Raw genomic sequence first — 18511 nt, 5'->3', positions numbered from 1 at the left:
GTAATGAGTGAAAATAATGCCAATATTAAAACTCTAATATTCTTTTTTAACTTATTTAATACTCATTCTGGTTGCAAAGTTAGAAAAAAATTAGTAACTTTGCGCTCGAAAAGAAGAAAAAATGCTCTAAGGCGTAAAAGTTTGAATGTTTCAGCATCGGATGAACGCTTGAAAGCAGTAAAAAGGTAATTTTATTAAACTTTTAATTTAAATATTAAGAACAATGATTAAGATTGGTATTAACGGATTTGGCCGTATCGGTCGTTTCGTATTCCGTTCTACAGTTGAGGCTGAGAACGCAAAGGAAGTACAGGTAGTAGCTATCAATGACTTGTGCCCAGTAGATTACATGGCTTACATGTTGAAGTATGATACAATGCACGGTCATTTCGACGGTACTATCGAGGCTGACGTTGAGAAGAGCGAGTTGATCGTTAACGGTAACCACATCCGTGTTACTGCTGAGCGTGATCCTGAGAACTTGAAGTGGGATGAGGTTGGTGCTGAGTACGTAGTTGAGTCTACAGGTCTCTTCCTCGCTTATGACAAGGCTGAGAAGCACTTGAAGGCTGGTGCTAAGTACGTAGTACTTTCTGCTCCTTCTAAGGCTGACGCTAACGGTAACCAGGCTGATATGTTCGTTTGCGGTGTTAACACAGACAAGTACAATGGTCAGAAGATCGTTTCTAACGCTTCTTGTACAACAAACTGCTTGGCGCCTATCGCTAAGGTATTGAACGATAACTTCGGTATCGAGACAGGTTTGATGACAACTGTTCACTCTACAACTGCTACACAGAAGACTGTTGACGGTCCATCTATGAAGGACTGGCGTGGTGGCCGTGCAGCTGCTGGCAACATCATCCCTTCTTCTACAGGTGCTGCTAAGGCTGTAGGTAAGGTTATCCCTGAGTTGAACGGTAAGTTGACAGGTATCTCTATGCGTGTTCCTACTTTGGACGTATCTGTTGTTGACTTGACAGTTAACTTGAAGAAGGCTGCTTCTAAGGAGGCTATCTGCGCTGCTATGAAGGCTGCTTCTGAGGGTGAGTTGAAGGGTGTACTCGGTTACACAGAGGATGCTGTTGTTTCTTCTGACTTCTTGGGTTGCGCTTTGACATCTATCTTCGACGCTAACGCAGGTGTTTATTTGACAGACAACTTCGTTAAGGTTGTTTCTTGGTATGACAACGAGATTGGTTACTCACACAAGGTTGTTGAGTTGATCAAGATCATGAAGAAGCACAACGGTTAATTCGTTGCCTCTTAACGATTAAGTATATGGCCGTCCAGCATTTTTTCAATGCTGGACGGCTTTTTGTTTTTATAAGTGAGAATTTCTTTTCATTTTATTTTGTTTTCTCAATAATTTCATTTAACTTTGCGGCATGAAATATTCGATGATAACCATATTGGGACCTACGGCGAGTGGTAAGACGAGTCTTGCTGCCGCTCTTGCAGCCAGGATCAATAGCCTGGGTGCCCATTTGTCGGGTACCCCTGCCAATGGCGCTGAAATCATTAGTGCTGACAGCCGGCAGGTATATCGCGGCATGGATATAGGTACGGGTAAGGATCTGGCTGACTATACCATTCATGGCAAGCAGATACCTTATCACCTCATTGACATCTGTGAGCCTGGTACGAAATATAATCTCTTTGAATATCAGCAGGATTTTTATGATGCCTATCAGGATATTCAGAAGAGAGGGGCATTTCCGATATTATGTGGAGGCACAGGACTCTATATTGAGTCGGTGCTGAAAGGTTATCATCTCTCACCTGTTCCGCAGAACCCGGAACTCCGTGAGTCATTGGCTCATAAGAGTTTAGAGGAACTTACGCTGATACTGAAAGAGCTGAAGGCGAAAACGGGTTCTAATATGCACAATCGCACAGACGTGGATACAGCACAGCGAGCTATCCGGGCGATAGAGATTGAAAGCTATAATCTGGAGCATCCGATGCCCGAACGTGAACTCCCTGCGGTTGATTCGCTGATTATCGGTGTCAGCATAGACCGGGACGCAAGAAGGGAGAAAATTTCACGGAGACTGAAACAGCGATTGGATGAGGGAATGGTAGATGAAATCAAGGGACTGCTAGATCGTGGTATTCCTGCCGAAAATCTCATCTATTATGGTTTGGAATATAAGTTTATTACAGAATATGTGATCGGTAAGACTTCATACGATGAGATGTATCGCGGTCTGGAAATTGCAATCCATCAGTTTGCCAAAAGGCAGATGACGTGGTTCAGAGGTATGGAGCGCAGAGGCTTTACTATCCATTGGGTAGATGCATTGCAGCCAATGGAGAAAAAGGTGGAGACGGTTTTGGAGCTGATGAGAAGCTAGGCTGCGGCCTGGAATCTGGCAAGGGCTGGCATCCGATGGAATCGGATGCAACGGTGGCTGGGCGGAAGTGATATTTTATACAACTTTCAAATTACAAAGAAGAGACAATGGTAAACGAGAATAAATGGGGGCTGCTTTATTGCCCTAGAGGAGGCTGGCGAAGTAACAAGCGCTGGGAAAAAATAGAGAAGGTGCTCAAGCAGCAGGGCGTGGATTACGACTTTGTGCAGAGCGAGAATCAGAAGAGCGTAGAACGGCTCATCAGAATGTTTATCAACAATGGTTATAAGACCATTGTCATCGTTGGTGGAGATTCTGCGCTCAATGATGCCGTAAACTGTCTGATGCAGATAGATCCGAAAGAAAGAGAAGAGGTGGCACTGGGTGTTATTCCTAACGGACTGATGAACGACTTTGCCCACTTCTGGGGATTCAGCGACAGCGATATTGAGAAGACGGTGGTGTCGCTGAAAAAACGTCGTATCAGAAAGATTGACCTCGGTTGTATCCGCTATGTGAACAAGAAGGGGGAGAAATGCCGTCGCTATTTCCTCAACTGTATCAATATCGGACTCATCGCCGCCATCATGAACCTGAGACGAAAAACCCATCATATCTTCGGTTCACGTACCCTGTCGTTTCTCTGTTCCTTCATCCTGATGATATTCCAGCGTCTGGACTATAAGATGCATGTGAAAATCAATTCGGATGTTATCAAGCGTAGAGTGATGACGATGTGTATAGGCAATGGAACAGGATATGGACAGACTCCGAATGCTGTGCCATATAACGGACTGCTCGATGTGTCGGTGGTATCTCATCCTAAGACAACCCAGCTCTTCGAGGGAATCTATCTTTTTGTGAAAGGTGAGTTCCTCAACCATAAGAGTGTGCATCCTTACCGTACCCGAGAGGTAGAGGTGCTCGATGCCCAGCATGCCCTGATAGGTATTGATGGCAGATTGATGAATACACCCGTAGGCCCATTCCAGATTACTGTAATTCAGGAGGTTATCAACTTCCTGATACCCGTATAACCAGTATGCCCGTAATAAGTGAAATGTATCAAGAAAAACGTATAATGTAAAACATATAAATAAAAAATAGCAGAACTTTATCCGAGTTCTGCTATTTTTATGATTTCTTCTTCCTGTAAGATTTTGATTTTCCTTCCTTCAGTATTGATGAGTTTTTCTGCCGTAAAGGCTGAGAGCGTACGGATGGCATTGCTCGTTGTCATATTACAGAGATTTGCCAGATCTTCACGACTCAATCGGATGTCAAGAGTTTTTCCGTCTTTTTCTAACCCATAAGAGTCTTTCAGAAATATCAGTCCCTCGGCAAGTCGGGCACGGATATGTTTCTGGGTGAGGTTCACGGTACGGTCGTCCGATTTACCTATCTCTACACTGAGATATTTGATAAAGAAGAAGCCGATGTTGAAACTCTTGGAGAGCAGTTTCATGAGAACTGCCAGCGGGAACTGGGCAACGACGCAGTTTTCCAGCGACATGGCTGCCGTCTTGTATATCTCATCTGCAAAATAGGCTCTGAAACCAAAAAATTCAATCGGTTTGATAACACGGATAATCTGGCTCTTGCCACCGATACCTTCTTTGTATATCTTCACTTTTCCCGCTATGAGACATAGTGCATATTCGGGAGTACCCTCGTTCTTGTAGATGATTTCGTTCTTCTTATACTTCTTGATTTCCAGATGTTCTTTCAGTAAATCGAACTGGTCATCAGTGATGCCTCCCCATAGCTTAGCAATCAGCATTGCTATATTTTCTTTATCGTATTTTCCTCTAGCTGCCATGTGTACAAATCTTTTAAACTGAAAACTGAGTGCAAAAGTAATGCTTTTTCTCGAAATAATCAAGCATTTTTGTCTAAAAATATGTTTTAAAACATAAAAAGGCAATTTTTTCTAAAAATGGCATACAAAAAACTTTGTTATACCATAAAAAAGTGTTACCTTTGAAAGCAATTAATTTAGTCAACAAAAATATAGAACCTTAATATAGATCTATGAGTTATCTAAAATTCGAAAAGGCCCTTATGACGAATCTTCAAGAGTCGTTGCCTAAGGAGTTGTTGAGAACAAATCGCTCGGGTGCATATTCGTGCTCAACGATTGTAGACTGTAATACCCGCAAGTATCACGGATTACTTGTCGTGCCGGTTCCAGAACTGGACGATGAGAACCATGTGCTCTTGAGTTCGCTGGATGTTACGGTGATTCAGCATGGAGCAGAGTTTAACCTCGGCTTGCACAAGTACCAGGGCAACAACTACAGTCCGATGGGCCACAAGTACATTCGTGAGTTTGATTGTGATAAAGTGCCAACTACCCTTTATCGCGTAGGTGGTGTTATCCTGAAAAAGGAAGTTGTATTCCAGCATTATGAGAATCGCATTCTGATTCGCTATACGCTGGTAGACGGCCATTCGGCTACAACCCTTCGTTTCCGTCCTTTTCTGGCTTTCCGCAGTGTTCGTCAGTTTACTCATGAGAATGCTACCGCATCTCGTGATTATGCTGAGGTAGATCATGGCATCAAGACCTGTATGTATGCAGGTTATCCTGATCTCTATATGCAGTTCTCCAAGAAGAACGAGTTTAAATTCTGTCCAGATTGGTATCGTGGTGTGGAATATCCAAAGGAGCAGGAGAGAGGTTATGCTTCTAACGAAGACCTCTATGTTCCTGGCTATTTTGAAATGGATATCAAGAAAGGAGAAACCATCGTCTTTGCTGCTTCTACATCAGAAATCAAGGCGGTCAGCCTGAAGAAGCTCTTCGACAAGGAAGTGGATGAGCGTTCGCCTCGTGACAATTTCTTCCACTGTCTGGTCAATGCGGCTCATCAGTTCCATCGTCGTGAAAAGAACGATGACCGTTATATCCTGGCAGGTTACCCTTGGTTCAAGTGCAGAGCCCGCGATACATTCATCGCTCTTCCGGGTCTTACCCTCTCTATCGAGGAAGATGACTACTTCGAACTGGTGATGAAGACTGCCATGAAGGGATACTACGAGTTTATGGAAGGTAAGCCGGTCAGCGTTCATATTGCTGAGATAGAGCAGCCTGACGTGCCATTGTGGGCTATCTGGGCTTTGCAGCAGTATGCCAAGGAAACCAGCAAGGAAGAATGCTTCAAGAAGTATGGACAGTTTATCAAGGATGTTATCAGCTTTATCCAGGATAACAAGCATCCGAACCTGAAGCTCGAAGAGAACGGATTGCTCTATACCGATGGTAAGGACAAGGCTGTTACCTGGATGAACTCTACTGCCAACGGCAGACCAGTGGTTCCACGTACCGGATATATCGTAGAGTTTAATGCTTTGTGGTATAACGCTTTGTGCTTCTGTGCTTCTCTCGCAGGAATAGTTGGCGAAGAAGACAGCCAGCAGAAACTCCTGGCTCAGGCTGAGCTGACCAAGCAGGCATTCCTCGATACCTTCCTCAATGAATATGGTTATCTCTACGATTATGTTGATGGAAATATGATGGACTGGAGCGTTCGCCCGAACATGATATTTGCAGTGGCTTTCGACTATTCTCCATTGTCGCAAGACCAGAAGAAGCAGGTTCTTGATATCTGTACACGCGAACTCCTTACTCCTAAGGGATTGCGTTCACTCTCGCCAAAGAGCGGTGGATATAATCCTGTTTATGTAGGTCCGCAGACCCAGCGCGATTATGCTTACCATCAGGGTACGGCATGGCCATGGCTCGGTGGCTTCTATATGGAGGCAAGTCTGAAACTCTATAAGCGTACCCGTTTGAGCTTTATCGAACGCCAGATGGTAGGTTATGAGGACGAAATGTCTTCCCACTGTCTCGGTACCATCAGCGAACTCTTCGATGGAAACCCTCCATTCGCAGGTCGTGGTGCCATCTCTTTCGCCATGAATGTGGCTGAGATTCTGCGTGCGCTCGAGTTACTTGAAAAATATCAATATTAATAATAGGAGGACTGCTATATGAAAGTTTTAATGTTTGGATGGGAGTATCCTCCTCACGTATTTGGTGGTTTGGCAACTGCCAACTTTGGTATCTCCCAGGGACTTCATGCCCAGGGCGATGTTGATATCACATTGTGTCTGCCTCATCCTTTCGGTGATGAGGACCGCAGTGCCTGCAAGATTGTGGCAATGAACAGTGTGCCTATCGCCTGGCGAGATGTAAATCACGACTATGTGCAGCAGCGCGTAGGCAATATCATGAATCCGGACGATTATTTCCGCTACCGTGACCACATCTATGCCGATTTTAACTATATGCATGTAAATGACCTCGGCTGTATGGAATTTGCCGGTGGTTATCCGTCAAATCTTCATGACGAGATCAACAACTATAGCATCATTGCCGGAGTTGTAGCCCGTTCAGAAGAATTTGATATTATCCATGCTCACGACTGGCTTACATTCCCTGCCGGAATTCATGCCAAGCGCGTGAGTGGCAAACCATTGTGCATCCACGTTCATGCTACTGATTTCGACCGTAGTCGTGGAAAGGTGAACCCTACCGTTTACGCTATCGAGAAAGACGGTATGGATAATGCCGACTGCATCATGTGTGTATCCGAACTGACCCGCCAGACGGTGATTCACCAGTATCACCAGGATCCACGCAAGTGTTTCGCCATGCACAATGCCGTATACCCATTGAAGCAGGAGTGGCAGGATATTCCACGCCCAAATCATAAGGGCAAGGAGAAGGTAGTAACCTTCCTGGGACGTCTTACCATGCAGAAGGGACCTGAATATTTCGTTGAGGCTGCCAACATGGTATTGCACCGTACCCGCAATGTGCGTTTCTGTATGGCAGGTTCGGGCGATATGATGGATCAGATGATTTATCTCGCTGCCGAAAGAGGCATTGCCGACCGATTCCACTTCCCTGGATTTATGCGCGGCAAACAGGTTTATGAGTGCCTGAAAGATAGTGATGTTTACGTGATGCCATCTGTGAGCGAGCCGTTCGGTATCTCACCTTTGGAAGCTATGCAGTGCGGCACACCAACCATTATCTCCAAGCAGAGTGGATGTGGAGAAATCCTGTCCAACTGTATCAAGGTAGACTACTGGGATATCCATGCCCTTGCCGATGCCATCTACAGCATCTGTCACAACGAGAGTCTTTTCGATTATCTCTCAGAGGAAGGCAAGAAAGAAGTAGACCAGATTACCTGGGAGAAAGTGGGAGCCCGCATCAAAGACCTGTACCTCAAGACCTTAGGGTGGAAGTAGGTTAAGTGAAGAGTGAAGAACGAAGAATGAATAATTTTGAGGCTTTACTCATCTTACAAGTTAAACGTTCAAATTTCAAATTTTTATGAAAACAATTTGTTTATATTTCGAGATACATCAGATTACCCATCTGAAACGCTACCGCTTCTTCGACATCGGTACCGACCATTATTACTATGATGACTACGAGAACGACCGTAGCATCAACGAGATTGCTGAGCGATCTTATATGCCAGCCTTGAATGCCCTTCAGGAGATGATTGAAAAGAACGGCAAGTATTTCAAGGTAGCTTTCTCGCTTTCGGGTGTGGGTATGGAGCAGTTGGAACTTCATGCTCCTCAGGTACTGGAGAAGCTTCAGCAGCTCAACAATACGGGTTGTGTAGAGTTCCTGGCTGAGCCTTACTCTCACGGACTTGCTTCTCTGGTTAATGAGGCAAGTTTCAAGGATGAGGTGATGCGCCAGTGTACTAAGATTGAGGAATATTTCGGAAAGAAACCTACCGTATTGCGCAACTCTTCGCTCATCTACAGCGATGATATCGGTAACGATGTTGCCAACATGGGATTCATTGGTATGCTCACCGAGGGTGCCAAGCACGTGCTCGGCTGGAAGTCTCCTCACTATGTTTACCATTGTGCCCTGAACTCTAAGTTGAAGCTCCTTTTGCGCGATGTGAACCTGAGCGATGATATCTCTCTGCGCTTCAGCAACAGCGATTGGGACGGTTATCCACTCTTTGCCGACAACTATATGAACCGGATTGCTGCCTTCCCAGAGGAGGAGCAGGTTATCAATATCTTCATGGAGCTTTCTGCTCTTGGTATTGCCCAGCCTCTGTCAAGCAACATCCTCGAGTTTATGAAGGCTTTGCCTCAGTGTGCCAAGGACCGTGGCATCACCTTCTCTACACCTAGTGAAATCTGCAAGAAGATCAAGTCGGTAGGCGAGGTGAATGTGCCTGATACCTTGAGTTGGGTAGACGAGGAGCGTGATGTAAGTTCATGGTTGGGTAACCCGATGCAGCGTGAGGCTTTCAACAAGCTTTACAGTGTGGCAGACCGTGTACGTATCGCCAACGATCCACGTATCAATCAGGACTGGGATTACCTGCAGGCAAGTAACAACTTCCGCTTCATGACTACCAAGCCAAGCAATGTGGGTCTTGACAGAGGTATCTATTCAAGTCCTTTCGATGCTTTCACTAACTATATGAACATTCTTGGCGACTTCATCACCCGAGTAAACGACCTCTATCCTGCTGATGTTGATAACGATCAGCTTGAGGGCCTGCTTACTACCATCAAGAATCAGGATGAAGAGCTTGAGATGAAGGACAAGGAGATTGTCCGTCTTCAGGCTAAGATTGAAAAGATAGAGAAGGAGGCAGAGAAGCACCATGGCGAGAAGCCTGCCAAGGCTGCTCCTGCCAAGAAGGCCGCAGCTAAGCCTGCAGCCAAGAAGGCATCTGCCAAGAAAACAACAAAGGCAGAGCCTACAGAAGAAAAGAAAGATTAGAATTTTTAGATTACTTATAAAGATTAATCCCCCTCGCTGCATTGATTTGCAATGAGGGGGATTTTTTTGTTTCCCAAAATATTCTCTGAAATAACGCGTTAGCTGGAAAGCGTTATTTTTCGAAATGAATCCAGTCTACGTCGAAGAAGGCTGCATCGTTCTTCTTGGCTGTGCGGGTGTTGAAGAAACCGAGCTTGGCACCTATCCACTTGCCTTCACGCACAGTGAAAGGATTGCCTATCTTGGTGAATTTCTTGCCATCCAGACTGTAGCTCCATTCAGCGATAGCCTGTATCTGGTTGGCGATGCCTTCGCTATGAACCTTCACGCGGAGCCATACATCCTGGGTAGCGATGCGAGATGAAGGAATATCATCTACGGCATACTTCACGGTGTAAGGTTGAGGCAGCTTGCTGGTCTTGACGGCCACTTGCTTCACCACTTTCTCAGCCTTTCCCTTCTCTGCCTTCTCGCAGGTTACATATTGCAATACAACCCCCTCTTCCTTGGTATCAACAAACTTGAGTGCTGCATAGTCCATGCCTTGCATGATCATGCCGGCGCTTTCGCCCAGTACCTTATCTTTCTCCTTGTAAGCCTCGGTGCGGTTAGGTATGAACTTCACCTTGGCAGTAGCAGTAAAGTTCTCGGTAGGGAGTTTCTGGAGCAGGAGGTTTGGCAAATCATACAGGTTCTTTACATCTTCAGCCTGCTGCACGCCATAGAGACGCAACTTGGAGTTCTTGGCATCACAGAAGTACCAGTACTGACTGTAAGGACCGTTCCACTGCCATTGCAGACCTAAATCTATGCTGTTGAAATCATCCGATTCCTTAGGCTGGAAGTTACCGCTTGATGGCAGGTTTGGCTTCTTCCATTGCTGAACAGGGTCACCGCAGCCGTCACCATCCTTGTCGTCTCCGATAACGAGCCAGTCGTTTACCCATTTGGCTGGTTGCAGATGAACCACACGACCATAAGCGTGCTTATCCTGGAAGTGGAGGAACCAGTCTTCGCCGTTTTGGGTATCTACCCATGCACCCTGGTGAGGGCCGTTTACCTTCTTGTTCTTTCCCTGTGCCATACCCACATACTCCTCGTAAGGACCGTATGGATTCTTGGAACGCAGTTCTACCTGCCAGCCATACTTCACTCCGCCCGCAGGACTCATGATATAATAATATCCGTTGCGCTTGTAGAATTTGGTACCCTCGATGGTAGGCTGGTCTTCGTGACCATCATATACGATGCGTGAAGGACCGATAACCTTGGTGCCGTCTGGTGACATCGGAGCTACGAAGAGCACTGACTTGATGCCGGCTCTTGAACCGGCGCATCCATGCGAAAGATAAGCCTTGCCGTCTTCATCCCAGAGAGGGCAGCAGTCGATAAGACCTTTTCCCTTCATCACCCAAGTGATAGGTTCCCATGGACCACGAGGGTCTTGTGTCTTGGTCATGAAGAGACCCTGGTCAGGATCGCCACAGTAGATGTAGAACCATCCGTCATGGTAGCGGATAGAGGGTGCCCACACATAGTTGCCATGCTGAACCTTCTTGCGCCAATCCAGTTCGGTGCCCTGGTATTCTGGTAAAACAGGATAGTCATCGAGTAGGGCAGCGCCTATAATCTCCCAGTTTACCAGGTCGGTACTGTGCAGAATCTGCAGACCAGGGAAACACTGGAAAGAAGAGGAGGTCATATAGTAGTCATTGCCCACACGGCATACGTCTGGGTCTGAGTAGTCGGCGTCAATAACCGGATTGCGGTACATTCCGTTCTTCAGGTTCGGATTCCATGTCTTGGATACCGCTTTCTGGGCATTCACGCTCACCGCAGAGAGCGGAGAACTCAAAGCGATGGTTGCGAGAAGGCACAGGAGTGAATGAGATTTTATTTTCATTGTTACCGATGTTTAAATGAATTATTTAGCTACGTATTTCTTGTTGTTGTAGATATAGATCCCTTTTTTGAGACCTTGCAGGTCTTCCGCCTTGGCATTGAGCTTTACCATGCGACCGCTGAGGTCGTAAATGTTGTTATTGTTTACCTTGGCGATGGCAGCAATTGGCTGAATGCCTGTAGAAGTCTCTGTATAGAGAGTGAACTGCAGGATGCACTGCTTTACCTTTGGAGTGAAAGTAAGCGTGTGCTCTACAGGTGAATCAAACTCTACTGTATATTTTTTCAGACTTTTGTCTTTTGGAAAAACATAGGTAGAAGCATCATAGCTTGTGCCGTTTATCTCGCCGAGATAGGCATCTGCATCTGTGTAATTGTCTTTTCCCTCGATATCCATTTTGACAATCTTTATGCCGTCAGGAATGATGATGGTGTATTGATTGGCGCTATACTTGATATAGTTGGTACCAGAACCAGTATCGTATATCTTTCCCTTCTCATTGCTGATAGCGAAGCCGTTGCTGAAAGAACCGGCTGTCTTATCCGTCAAAGTTTTTGAGTTTAATGTGAAAGGACCCTTGGTATCAGTAACGGTTGAACCTGTAGACGTAGCATCACATTCGTCTGTCCAAGTAGAAGCAAACTTCTTGAGCCAGATTGAACCGCTGCTGACGGTAATCTTAGAATTATTCTTAAACACGAGATTATCTACGAAACGGATGTCGATACCTTTCTTGGCAGAAATCTGCACGTTGTCGAGTGTCACGTTCTTGATGTGGCTCTCAGGGCGGCCAATCAGGAAGATAGCGTTACCTTCGCAGACATCTGTTGTCTTCACGTTCTGAAGCAGAATGTTGGTGTAGGTTGGGGTAGTACTATCAAGAGCTCTGGCGTTTGCCTTATCTACGGCAGGGTCGCTGTTGTAGTTCTTGTCGTAGTAGCAGTCGATAGAGAATGGGTTCTTAACCTTGGTCATGGTGAAGTTGGTGAACTTCCAGTCCTCCTCGCCACCGCCACGCAGCGTACCATTGCTATTGATACCCGTCTTCATGCGGATTCCTGCTGTTGTTCCGTTCATGGTGATGTTGTCGAACCATACATGCTTGATGTTCTTGGTGTAGCTACCGATAGAAGCACCATGTCCTGTACCGAAGTCGCAGTTCCAAACATGGATATACTGTGCATTGTCATCGCAAACTACGTTATCATCACCTGTACTGATGTTGCAGTTATAGATGTTCATGTGATGACCCCAGATAGAGATACCGTCTGTGTTATGAGAAGGCTGCTCTGTCTTGGTTTCAGAAGAAGGGTTATAGATGATTACATCATGAACAGTACCATTGCTGGCACCATTGCTGTTGCTCAAGGTGATGTTGACACCAGGAGTATTCTGTACCTTGAGACTGCGAATCAGGAATCGGCTGCCTTTCTCGAAACGGATCATCGCTCCAGGATTGAATGTCTCCTTATTGTCGCGAGCCTTCCACCAGCGAGTACCCTGACCATCGATAATAGAAGTTTCACCTTCGCCCTCTATGACAATGTCGCTCTGGTTCTTGTTCTTGCAACCGATAAAGATTGTTTCGTTATTTGGTGCCTTTCCATATTCCACGAGCTTCAAGGTTGCTCCTGCGCAAAGGTGGAGAACGGTTTTCGACTTGATGCTGAGTACTTCGGTCTTGCTTGTCATCTGGTCTATACTACCAAACATCCATGTACCGGCAGGAATCACGACCATACCACCTGTTGTAGGCACAGCATCAAGTGCTTTTTGGATAGCCTTGGTGTTGTCTTCTGTCGTAGTAGAAGCACCATAATCTTTGATATTAAATGTGTTTGCCGAAGTGATGGTAGGCAACTGTGGCAGTTCTACGGCAGTCCATCCTTCAGGAGTTTTCTGTGCGTTCTGCTCGGCTGTGATACCAGCGAAAGTTTGTGCTTTAGCGAACATTGGCAGAGCCATGAGCGCAGCAAGCACGACTGTCTTAATGATTGATTTCTTCATTTCTTCTTAGGTTTATTTATTTTATTATTTTTGTATTCTATAAGATTTTCTGCAAAGTTACGACATTTTTGCTTATCACATGCAGATAGTGGGCGAAAAACTACGAAAACGATTACGTATACCTTGCTGATAGAACCAAAAGAAAGACCGTATCCATCAGGAATTATCTCCCTAGGATACGGTCTTAAACCTAATGATTAACGTATGTCCTGATAGGTTTTCTTATCAACATAATGACTTTGATTAGTAACCAGGATTCTGGTCGGCTAATGTCAGTTGGTCATTGGCATCAATTGCAGCCTGTGGGATAGGGCGAAGAAGCTTCTTGCCGATATACTGGGCAGCCTTGTCTCCCATCTCATGGTTATACTTGGTGCAACGTGTTACCAGGGTCTGTGTTCTTCGAAGATCCATCCAGCGTGCCTCATTACCGAAGTTCTCGCATGCATTCTCATCAAGGATGTCATCGATAGTGATAGTTCCTGTAAGTGCAGAAAGACCAGCGCGCTGGTGAACCTCATTGAGTCGTGCTAATGCCTTATCATTAACACCAGCCTTCAGATAAGCCTCAGCTGCTACGAGATACATCTCTGGCAAAGTGATGATATGGATGTCGCGATAGCAGGTGTTCTTCTCTGTCTTAGCAGTCTTGCTGTCGTCAAACTTCTTGCATGGACTGGAACCATATACCAGTTGCTGATTATCGTAATATTCCATATCTCTGCCGTCCATATTCTGGGCTTCCTTGCTCTGTGAATCCATCGGAATGCGATAGGTGTTTGCTCTGTTGGCTGGATCTATAGCCTTCCATGCTTCAAAGTCGGCATCAGTTTCATACCACGCAGAATAGTAACGGGTTACTGGCTTACCTACCAGACTCTCACCATTCTTGTACCAGGTCCAGTAACCGGTACCTGCAGCATTTCCTTTGTTTATATCTGGCAATTCCTTCATGAAGGTAGCATCGTAACGCTGGTCTCCCTTCTTGAAACAATGCAAGGCATAGAGGGTTGGTACATAGCTGGAGGTTGTAGCCTTGATGTTATCCTCGTTTCCACCCAGATAGTTGCAGTAGTAACCGCTCCATTCTGTACCACCTGATGTTGTATTGTTGGCTGTAGCCAAATCATATTCCACATCCCAAAGGAACTCTTCGTTGTCATCGCCCGATCCGTCTGCCTTCCAGAGCTTGGCAAATGGGGTAGTCAGTTTTCTGCCTGCAATCACCTCATCGGCAAGAGCTGCAGCCTTGGAGAAGTATTCCTGCTTGTTGAGGTCCCATGCTGCAGAAAGGTAGGTCTTGGCAAGGATCGCCTTGGCTGTTTCCTGGCTGATTCTGCCGCCACCCTTGGTAGCTGTAGAAGCTTGGAGCACATTCTTACTGATAACATCTTCGAGCTCGCTGATGATATAGGCATATACATCTGCAGCAGAAGACTTAGGATATCCTGTGTCTGCTGTGGTGAGGAAGTCCTTCATGATAGGAACACCACCGAAGTTGTTTACCAGGAGATAATACTCGTAAGCAGCCAATACACGGGCTTCGCCTACAAGCTGCCCCTTAGTCTTTTCATCAACTTGGGCTGTCTGTGCATAATATGACACGGAGTTGGCTGCACGTATACCTGAATAGAGGTAAGTATAGAGATTCTTGATATCCGTATTTTCTGGAGTCAAGGTCTCGTAAGTGTTCAATGCCTCGTTCATCTTGTTACGGGCATCGGCATACATGTCTGTACCTGCTGAGAAACAGCTAGTGAACAGAGGAGCTGCATAAACGTTTTGCAGATGCTGATAGGCATCATTGACGAGGTTGTTTAATCCCTCTTTTGTCGCAAAACTCTGTTTAGCAGTTACATTCGACTTGTTGCTCGCATCCAGGAAGTCGCTGCAACTTGTCATGGTTCCCATGCAGCAGGCCGCCAATGCTACGCTATATAATATCTTTTTCATAATTGTTTACTTCATTTAATGAGATTAGAACTTAAGATTTACACCAAACTGGTAGGTTACAGATGATGGACCGCCATTCTGCAGATTCTGTGATGCCCACTCTGGGTCGAAGCCCTTGTAGTTGGTGAAGCAGAATGGGTTCAGAACGTTTACATAAACACGGAGATTTCTGATACCAGCCTTGCTAACTACGCTCTTAGGCAATGTGTAACCCAGGGTAATGTTCTTAACCTTGGTGAAAGAGGTCTTCTGATACTGGAAGCCTTCTCCCTTGGCTGAACCCTTGTCGCCGAAGTAACCACCCATAGATGTATCGCTGTTGTTTGGATAAGGATACTTTCCGTAGTGGGTCTCTGTGGCGGTTGTAATCTCACCTGTTGCATGATCGATGATTGGTGCTCCCTTTGGTATGTAGTAATCCAGTTGCATGTGGGCATTACCACGGTCGCTATACTTCATATACTTCTCATGGAAGTAGCTGCGTGACCAGAATCCGCTCTTGGTATAGAACATGATGGAGAAGTCGAAACCCTTGAAGTAAACATTGGTAGAGAAACTACCGGTCCAGCGAGGATCTGTGCAGCCATAAATCTGCTTATCGTTGTCGTCAATCTTACCGTCATCGTTCCAGTCGTTTACGGCTACCTGACCTTCATACCACTTATACTTAGTGCCATACTTCTCGTAGAATTCCTTCAGGGTATAGTGCTTGTCACCATTCATGGTGTGCATGGTTACACCCTTGTCGGTAATCACTTCGGTATGGGTATAGTCACGGAGTACATTCAGTGGTTCGCCGATAAACCAGTTGTTGGCTACCTCGTCAACCTTACCATTACTCAACTCCTTAATCTTGTTCCAGTTGCGGGCGAAGTTTACGTTCGCACTCCAGGAGAAGTCTTTCTTGTTGATGATGTTAAAGTTTAAACCGAGTTCAATACCTCTATTCTGGACAGAACCTACATTGAAGGTTGAAGTCTTCTCACCAGTTTCGATAGGCACTGAACGTGACATAATCTGACCATCAGAAAGACGGTTGTAGAAGTCGGCTGTTACATTGATGCGGTTTTTCAGGAAACTCAGGTCGAGACCTACATCAAATTCCTTTACCTTCTCCCAGATGAGTTTTGTATTTATCAATCCGTTAGGATGATAACCCTGTACCTCTTTGCCGTCAATGGTTACATAAGATGGACCTGTAGCAGAAGCGATAGTTACATAGTCACCCACATTGTTGTTACCTGTAACACCGTATGAAATACGGAGTTTAGCATTATCAAGCCAGTTGTTGAACTGCTTCATCCAAGCTTCATCTGAGATACGCCATGCTGCAGCTACAGAAGGGAACCAGCCCCATCGGTTGCCGTCTGCGAAACGTGAACTGCCATCGGTACGGAGTGTAGCTGTAGCCATGTAACGACCCTTGTAGGAATAGTTGGCACGGAAAGCAAATGACTCCAATGATGACTCAGTATAAGAAGAGGAGAGCGTTTTGTCGCCGCTGGCTGTTCCCAGGTTGTGGAATGTAGTATGGTCGCTGGCGATACCCTTGCCTTCTTCATACTGGTATTCTGTATTGCTCTTGTAGAGTGAGAACAGTGCCATGGCACCAACGGTGTGGTCGCCAAATGTGCGGTTGTAGTCAAACTGGTTGTCCCACGTCCAGTCTACACGGGTTGTATTGGCAACGGATCCGAAGTTGGTCTTGTTCTTCTGGTAGTAAGTAGAACCTACGTCATTACCCTCGTTCAGACCTGTTGCATAGAAGATTCCCTGGCGCTTGTGAGAGTAGTTAGGAGAGAAGGTGGTTGTAAACTTCAATCCCTTGATAATGTTGGCACGCAGGTAGAAGTTACCCATCAGTCGGTACATCTTGGTCTCGTCGGTGTAGTTGCCGTCATTCAAATCGATGAGCGGGTTATATGTAGATGTAAAATTTGCATCTGCACCAAAGGCTGCCTTTGCTCCCGGGTTAGGAATCAGGTTGCCATCTGCATCTGTTGGAGATACGAATGGGTTAAAATAGAATGCATTCACGTATGGAGAATAAGTACCATCAGTACATACGTCCTGGGTGCGGCTCATAGACATGTTGGTAGAGAAACCTGCCTCGAATATCTTGGAGAGCTTGGCATCCATTGCTCCCTTGAAGTTGAAACGCTCATAGTCATTGCCTTTGAATACGTTTTCCTCGCCCTGATAACCCATACCTACACGGTAGTTTACCTTTTCTGTAGCACCGGCAGCACTGATGAAGTGGTTTTGCTGGGCGGCTGTGCGGGTAACCATCTTCTTCCAGTCGTAACCGTCGAAACTTGGATCCATCATCAGCTCATAAATTTTGGAGTCTTTGTAGCTGGTTGCTCCCTTGCGGGCAAGGAAGGCAGAATTCAAGTCGGTATTCTTGATGATGTAGTGTGGATGTCCTTCGGCATCAACACCCTTGCGGCTAGAACCATCGTAGTTCTTACCTTCGAGCGTGGTATATCTGGCAAAACGATAATCCATAAACTCGTTGGCATCCATAAACTCAGGCATGCGCGCCAACTTCTTGATACCATAATATCCGTCATAAGAGATGGTAGCCTTCTGTGCCTTGTCTGCACCCTTGCTGCCCTTGGTGGTAATCATGATGACACCGGCAGAGGCACGGGAACCATAGATGGCGGTAGAAGATGCATCTTTCAATACGTCGATGCGGTCGATATCATCAGGATTGAGGAAGTCCATGTTGTCGCAAACTACACCATCGATAACATACAATGGCTGTGCCTGCTTGTTGATAGAAGCCTGTCCACGAACCTGAATATTGAAGCCTGCACCTGCGCGGCTACCAGACTGGGTGATGTTGACACCAGGAACAGAACCCTGCAGAGACTCAGCAAGATTGGTAGTACCACGAGCGGCTATCTTTTCTGAGTTGACAGATGCGATAGAACCAGTTACGTCGCGTTTACGCATAGTACCATAACCAACGACAACGACCTCGTCAAGGGCTGCGTTGTCATCTTCAAGTACGATGTTCCATGTTTTCTGACTTCCTACTTTAACTTTCTTAGGCTTGCAGCCGATGTAGCTGAAAGTCAAGACCGCATTAGGGTCTGCGTTCTGGATGGTAAACTTACCGTCAAGGTCGGTGATGCCACCTGCTTTACCATTCTGGTCAGTAATGGTTACACCAATCATTGGGTCGCCATTAGCATCCTTAACGGTACCTTGGATTGTTTTCTGCGCAAAGGCGAGGAAACAAACCGAACTCAAGGTCAGTGCCATGCTGGCACGTTTCAGTTGTTGATACATAACGATGTTTGTTTTGTAGGTTATTATTAATCTTGTTAAGTTTCTCTGGTCTAATTGAACTTACTAGCGATTAGTTGTTGTCGTGTTTGATTCTCAATAGATCATAAGGAATCTTCGATTTTTGGTTATAATCTTAGATTTCTGCTACAAAGGTAATTAAAATTTTTAAATGTTGAATAAAATAAATGAAAAATCTAACGTAAACGTTTT

The 18511-nt window shown here is 45.7% G+C and carries 11 protein-coding genes; 6 read left to right on the top strand and 5 right to left on the bottom strand.

What is annotated here, in order from left to right; translation table 11 throughout:
• The first annotated feature begins 223 nt into the window (after positions 1-223).
• The 3 genes from gap to RCO84_RS09230 all read left to right on the top strand — a co-directional run bounded on the left by gap (position 224) and on the right by RCO84_RS09230 (position 3394).
• A complete protein-coding gene (gap, locus tag RCO84_RS09240) occupies positions 224-1255 on the top strand; it encodes a type I glyceraldehyde-3-phosphate dehydrogenase (protein WP_006846296.1) in 1032 nt (343 codons plus the stop codon).
• 133 nt (positions 1256-1388) lie between these two features.
• Positions 1389-2357, top strand: coding sequence for a tRNA (adenosine(37)-N6)-dimethylallyltransferase MiaA (gene miaA, locus RCO84_RS09235; RefSeq protein WP_287820987.1), 969 nt, complete (start codon positions 1389-1391; stop codon positions 2355-2357).
• Positions 2358-2464: 107 nt separating this feature from the next.
• Complete coding sequence (locus RCO84_RS09230; RefSeq protein WP_317584842.1) at positions 2465-3394, top strand: diacylglycerol/lipid kinase family protein; 930 nt, start codon at positions 2465-2467, stop codon at positions 3392-3394.
• Between the two features lie 77 nt (positions 3395-3471).
• Here RCO84_RS09230 and RCO84_RS09225 read toward each other — a convergent pair whose 3' ends face one another.
• On the bottom strand, positions 3472-4176 hold the full coding sequence (locus RCO84_RS09225) for a Crp/Fnr family transcriptional regulator (protein WP_144150979.1): 705 nt from the start codon (positions 4174-4176) through the stop codon (positions 3472-3474).
• 212 nt (positions 4177-4388) lie between these two features.
• Between RCO84_RS09225 and RCO84_RS09220 the strand changes: the two genes are divergently transcribed.
• From RCO84_RS09220 to RCO84_RS09210, 3 genes are all read left to right on the top strand, one after another.
• The gene (locus tag RCO84_RS09220) at positions 4389-6332 is read left to right on the top strand and encodes a glycogen debranching enzyme N-terminal domain-containing protein (RefSeq protein WP_144150977.1); all 1944 of its coding nucleotides are present in this window, start codon (positions 4389-4391) and stop codon (positions 6330-6332) included.
• Positions 6333-6350: 18 nt separating this feature from the next.
• Positions 6351-7619, top strand: a complete 1269-nt coding sequence (locus RCO84_RS09215) for a glycosyltransferase family 4 protein (RefSeq protein ID WP_006846301.1) — start codon at positions 6351-6353, stop codon at positions 7617-7619.
• Positions 7620-7704: 85 nt separating this feature from the next.
• Positions 7705-9138, top strand: coding sequence for a glycoside hydrolase family 57 protein (locus tag RCO84_RS09210; protein WP_317584839.1), 1434 nt, complete (start codon positions 7705-7707; stop codon positions 9136-9138).
• A gap of 112 nt (positions 9139-9250) precedes the next feature.
• On the opposite strand, the gene RCO84_RS09205 is transcribed toward RCO84_RS09210, so the two are convergent.
• The 4 genes from RCO84_RS09205 to RCO84_RS09190 all read right to left on the bottom strand — a co-directional run bounded on the left by RCO84_RS09205 (position 9251) and on the right by RCO84_RS09190 (position 18301).
• A complete protein-coding gene (locus tag RCO84_RS09205) occupies positions 9251-11041 on the bottom strand; it encodes a glycoside hydrolase family 43 protein (RefSeq protein WP_317584837.1) in 1791 nt (596 codons plus the stop codon).
• A 21-nt stretch (positions 11042-11062) separates the two neighbouring features.
• Positions 11063-13048 carry a glycoside hydrolase family 28 protein gene (locus tag RCO84_RS09200; RefSeq protein ID WP_317584835.1) on the bottom strand — a complete coding sequence of 662 codons (1986 nt, stop codon included), beginning with the start codon at positions 13046-13048 and terminating at the stop codon, positions 11063-11065.
• A 243-nt stretch (positions 13049-13291) separates the two neighbouring features.
• Positions 13292-15001, bottom strand: a complete 1710-nt coding sequence (locus RCO84_RS09195; RefSeq protein ID WP_317584834.1) for a RagB/SusD family nutrient uptake outer membrane protein — start codon at positions 14999-15001, stop codon at positions 13292-13294.
• A 24-nt stretch (positions 15002-15025) separates the two neighbouring features.
• On the bottom strand, positions 15026-18301 hold the full coding sequence (locus RCO84_RS09190) for a SusC/RagA family TonB-linked outer membrane protein (protein ID WP_317584833.1): 3276 nt from the start codon (positions 18299-18301) through the stop codon (positions 15026-15028).
• Between the last annotated feature and the right edge of the window lie 210 nt (positions 18302-18511).

It is taken from the genome of Segatella copri (assembly GCF_949820605.1).
Taxonomy (GTDB): Bacteria; Bacteroidota; Bacteroidia; order Bacteroidales; family Bacteroidaceae; genus Prevotella.
The sequence above is the reverse complement of the archived record's forward strand: the minus strand, read 5'-3'. Positions and strand labels throughout refer to the sequence as shown.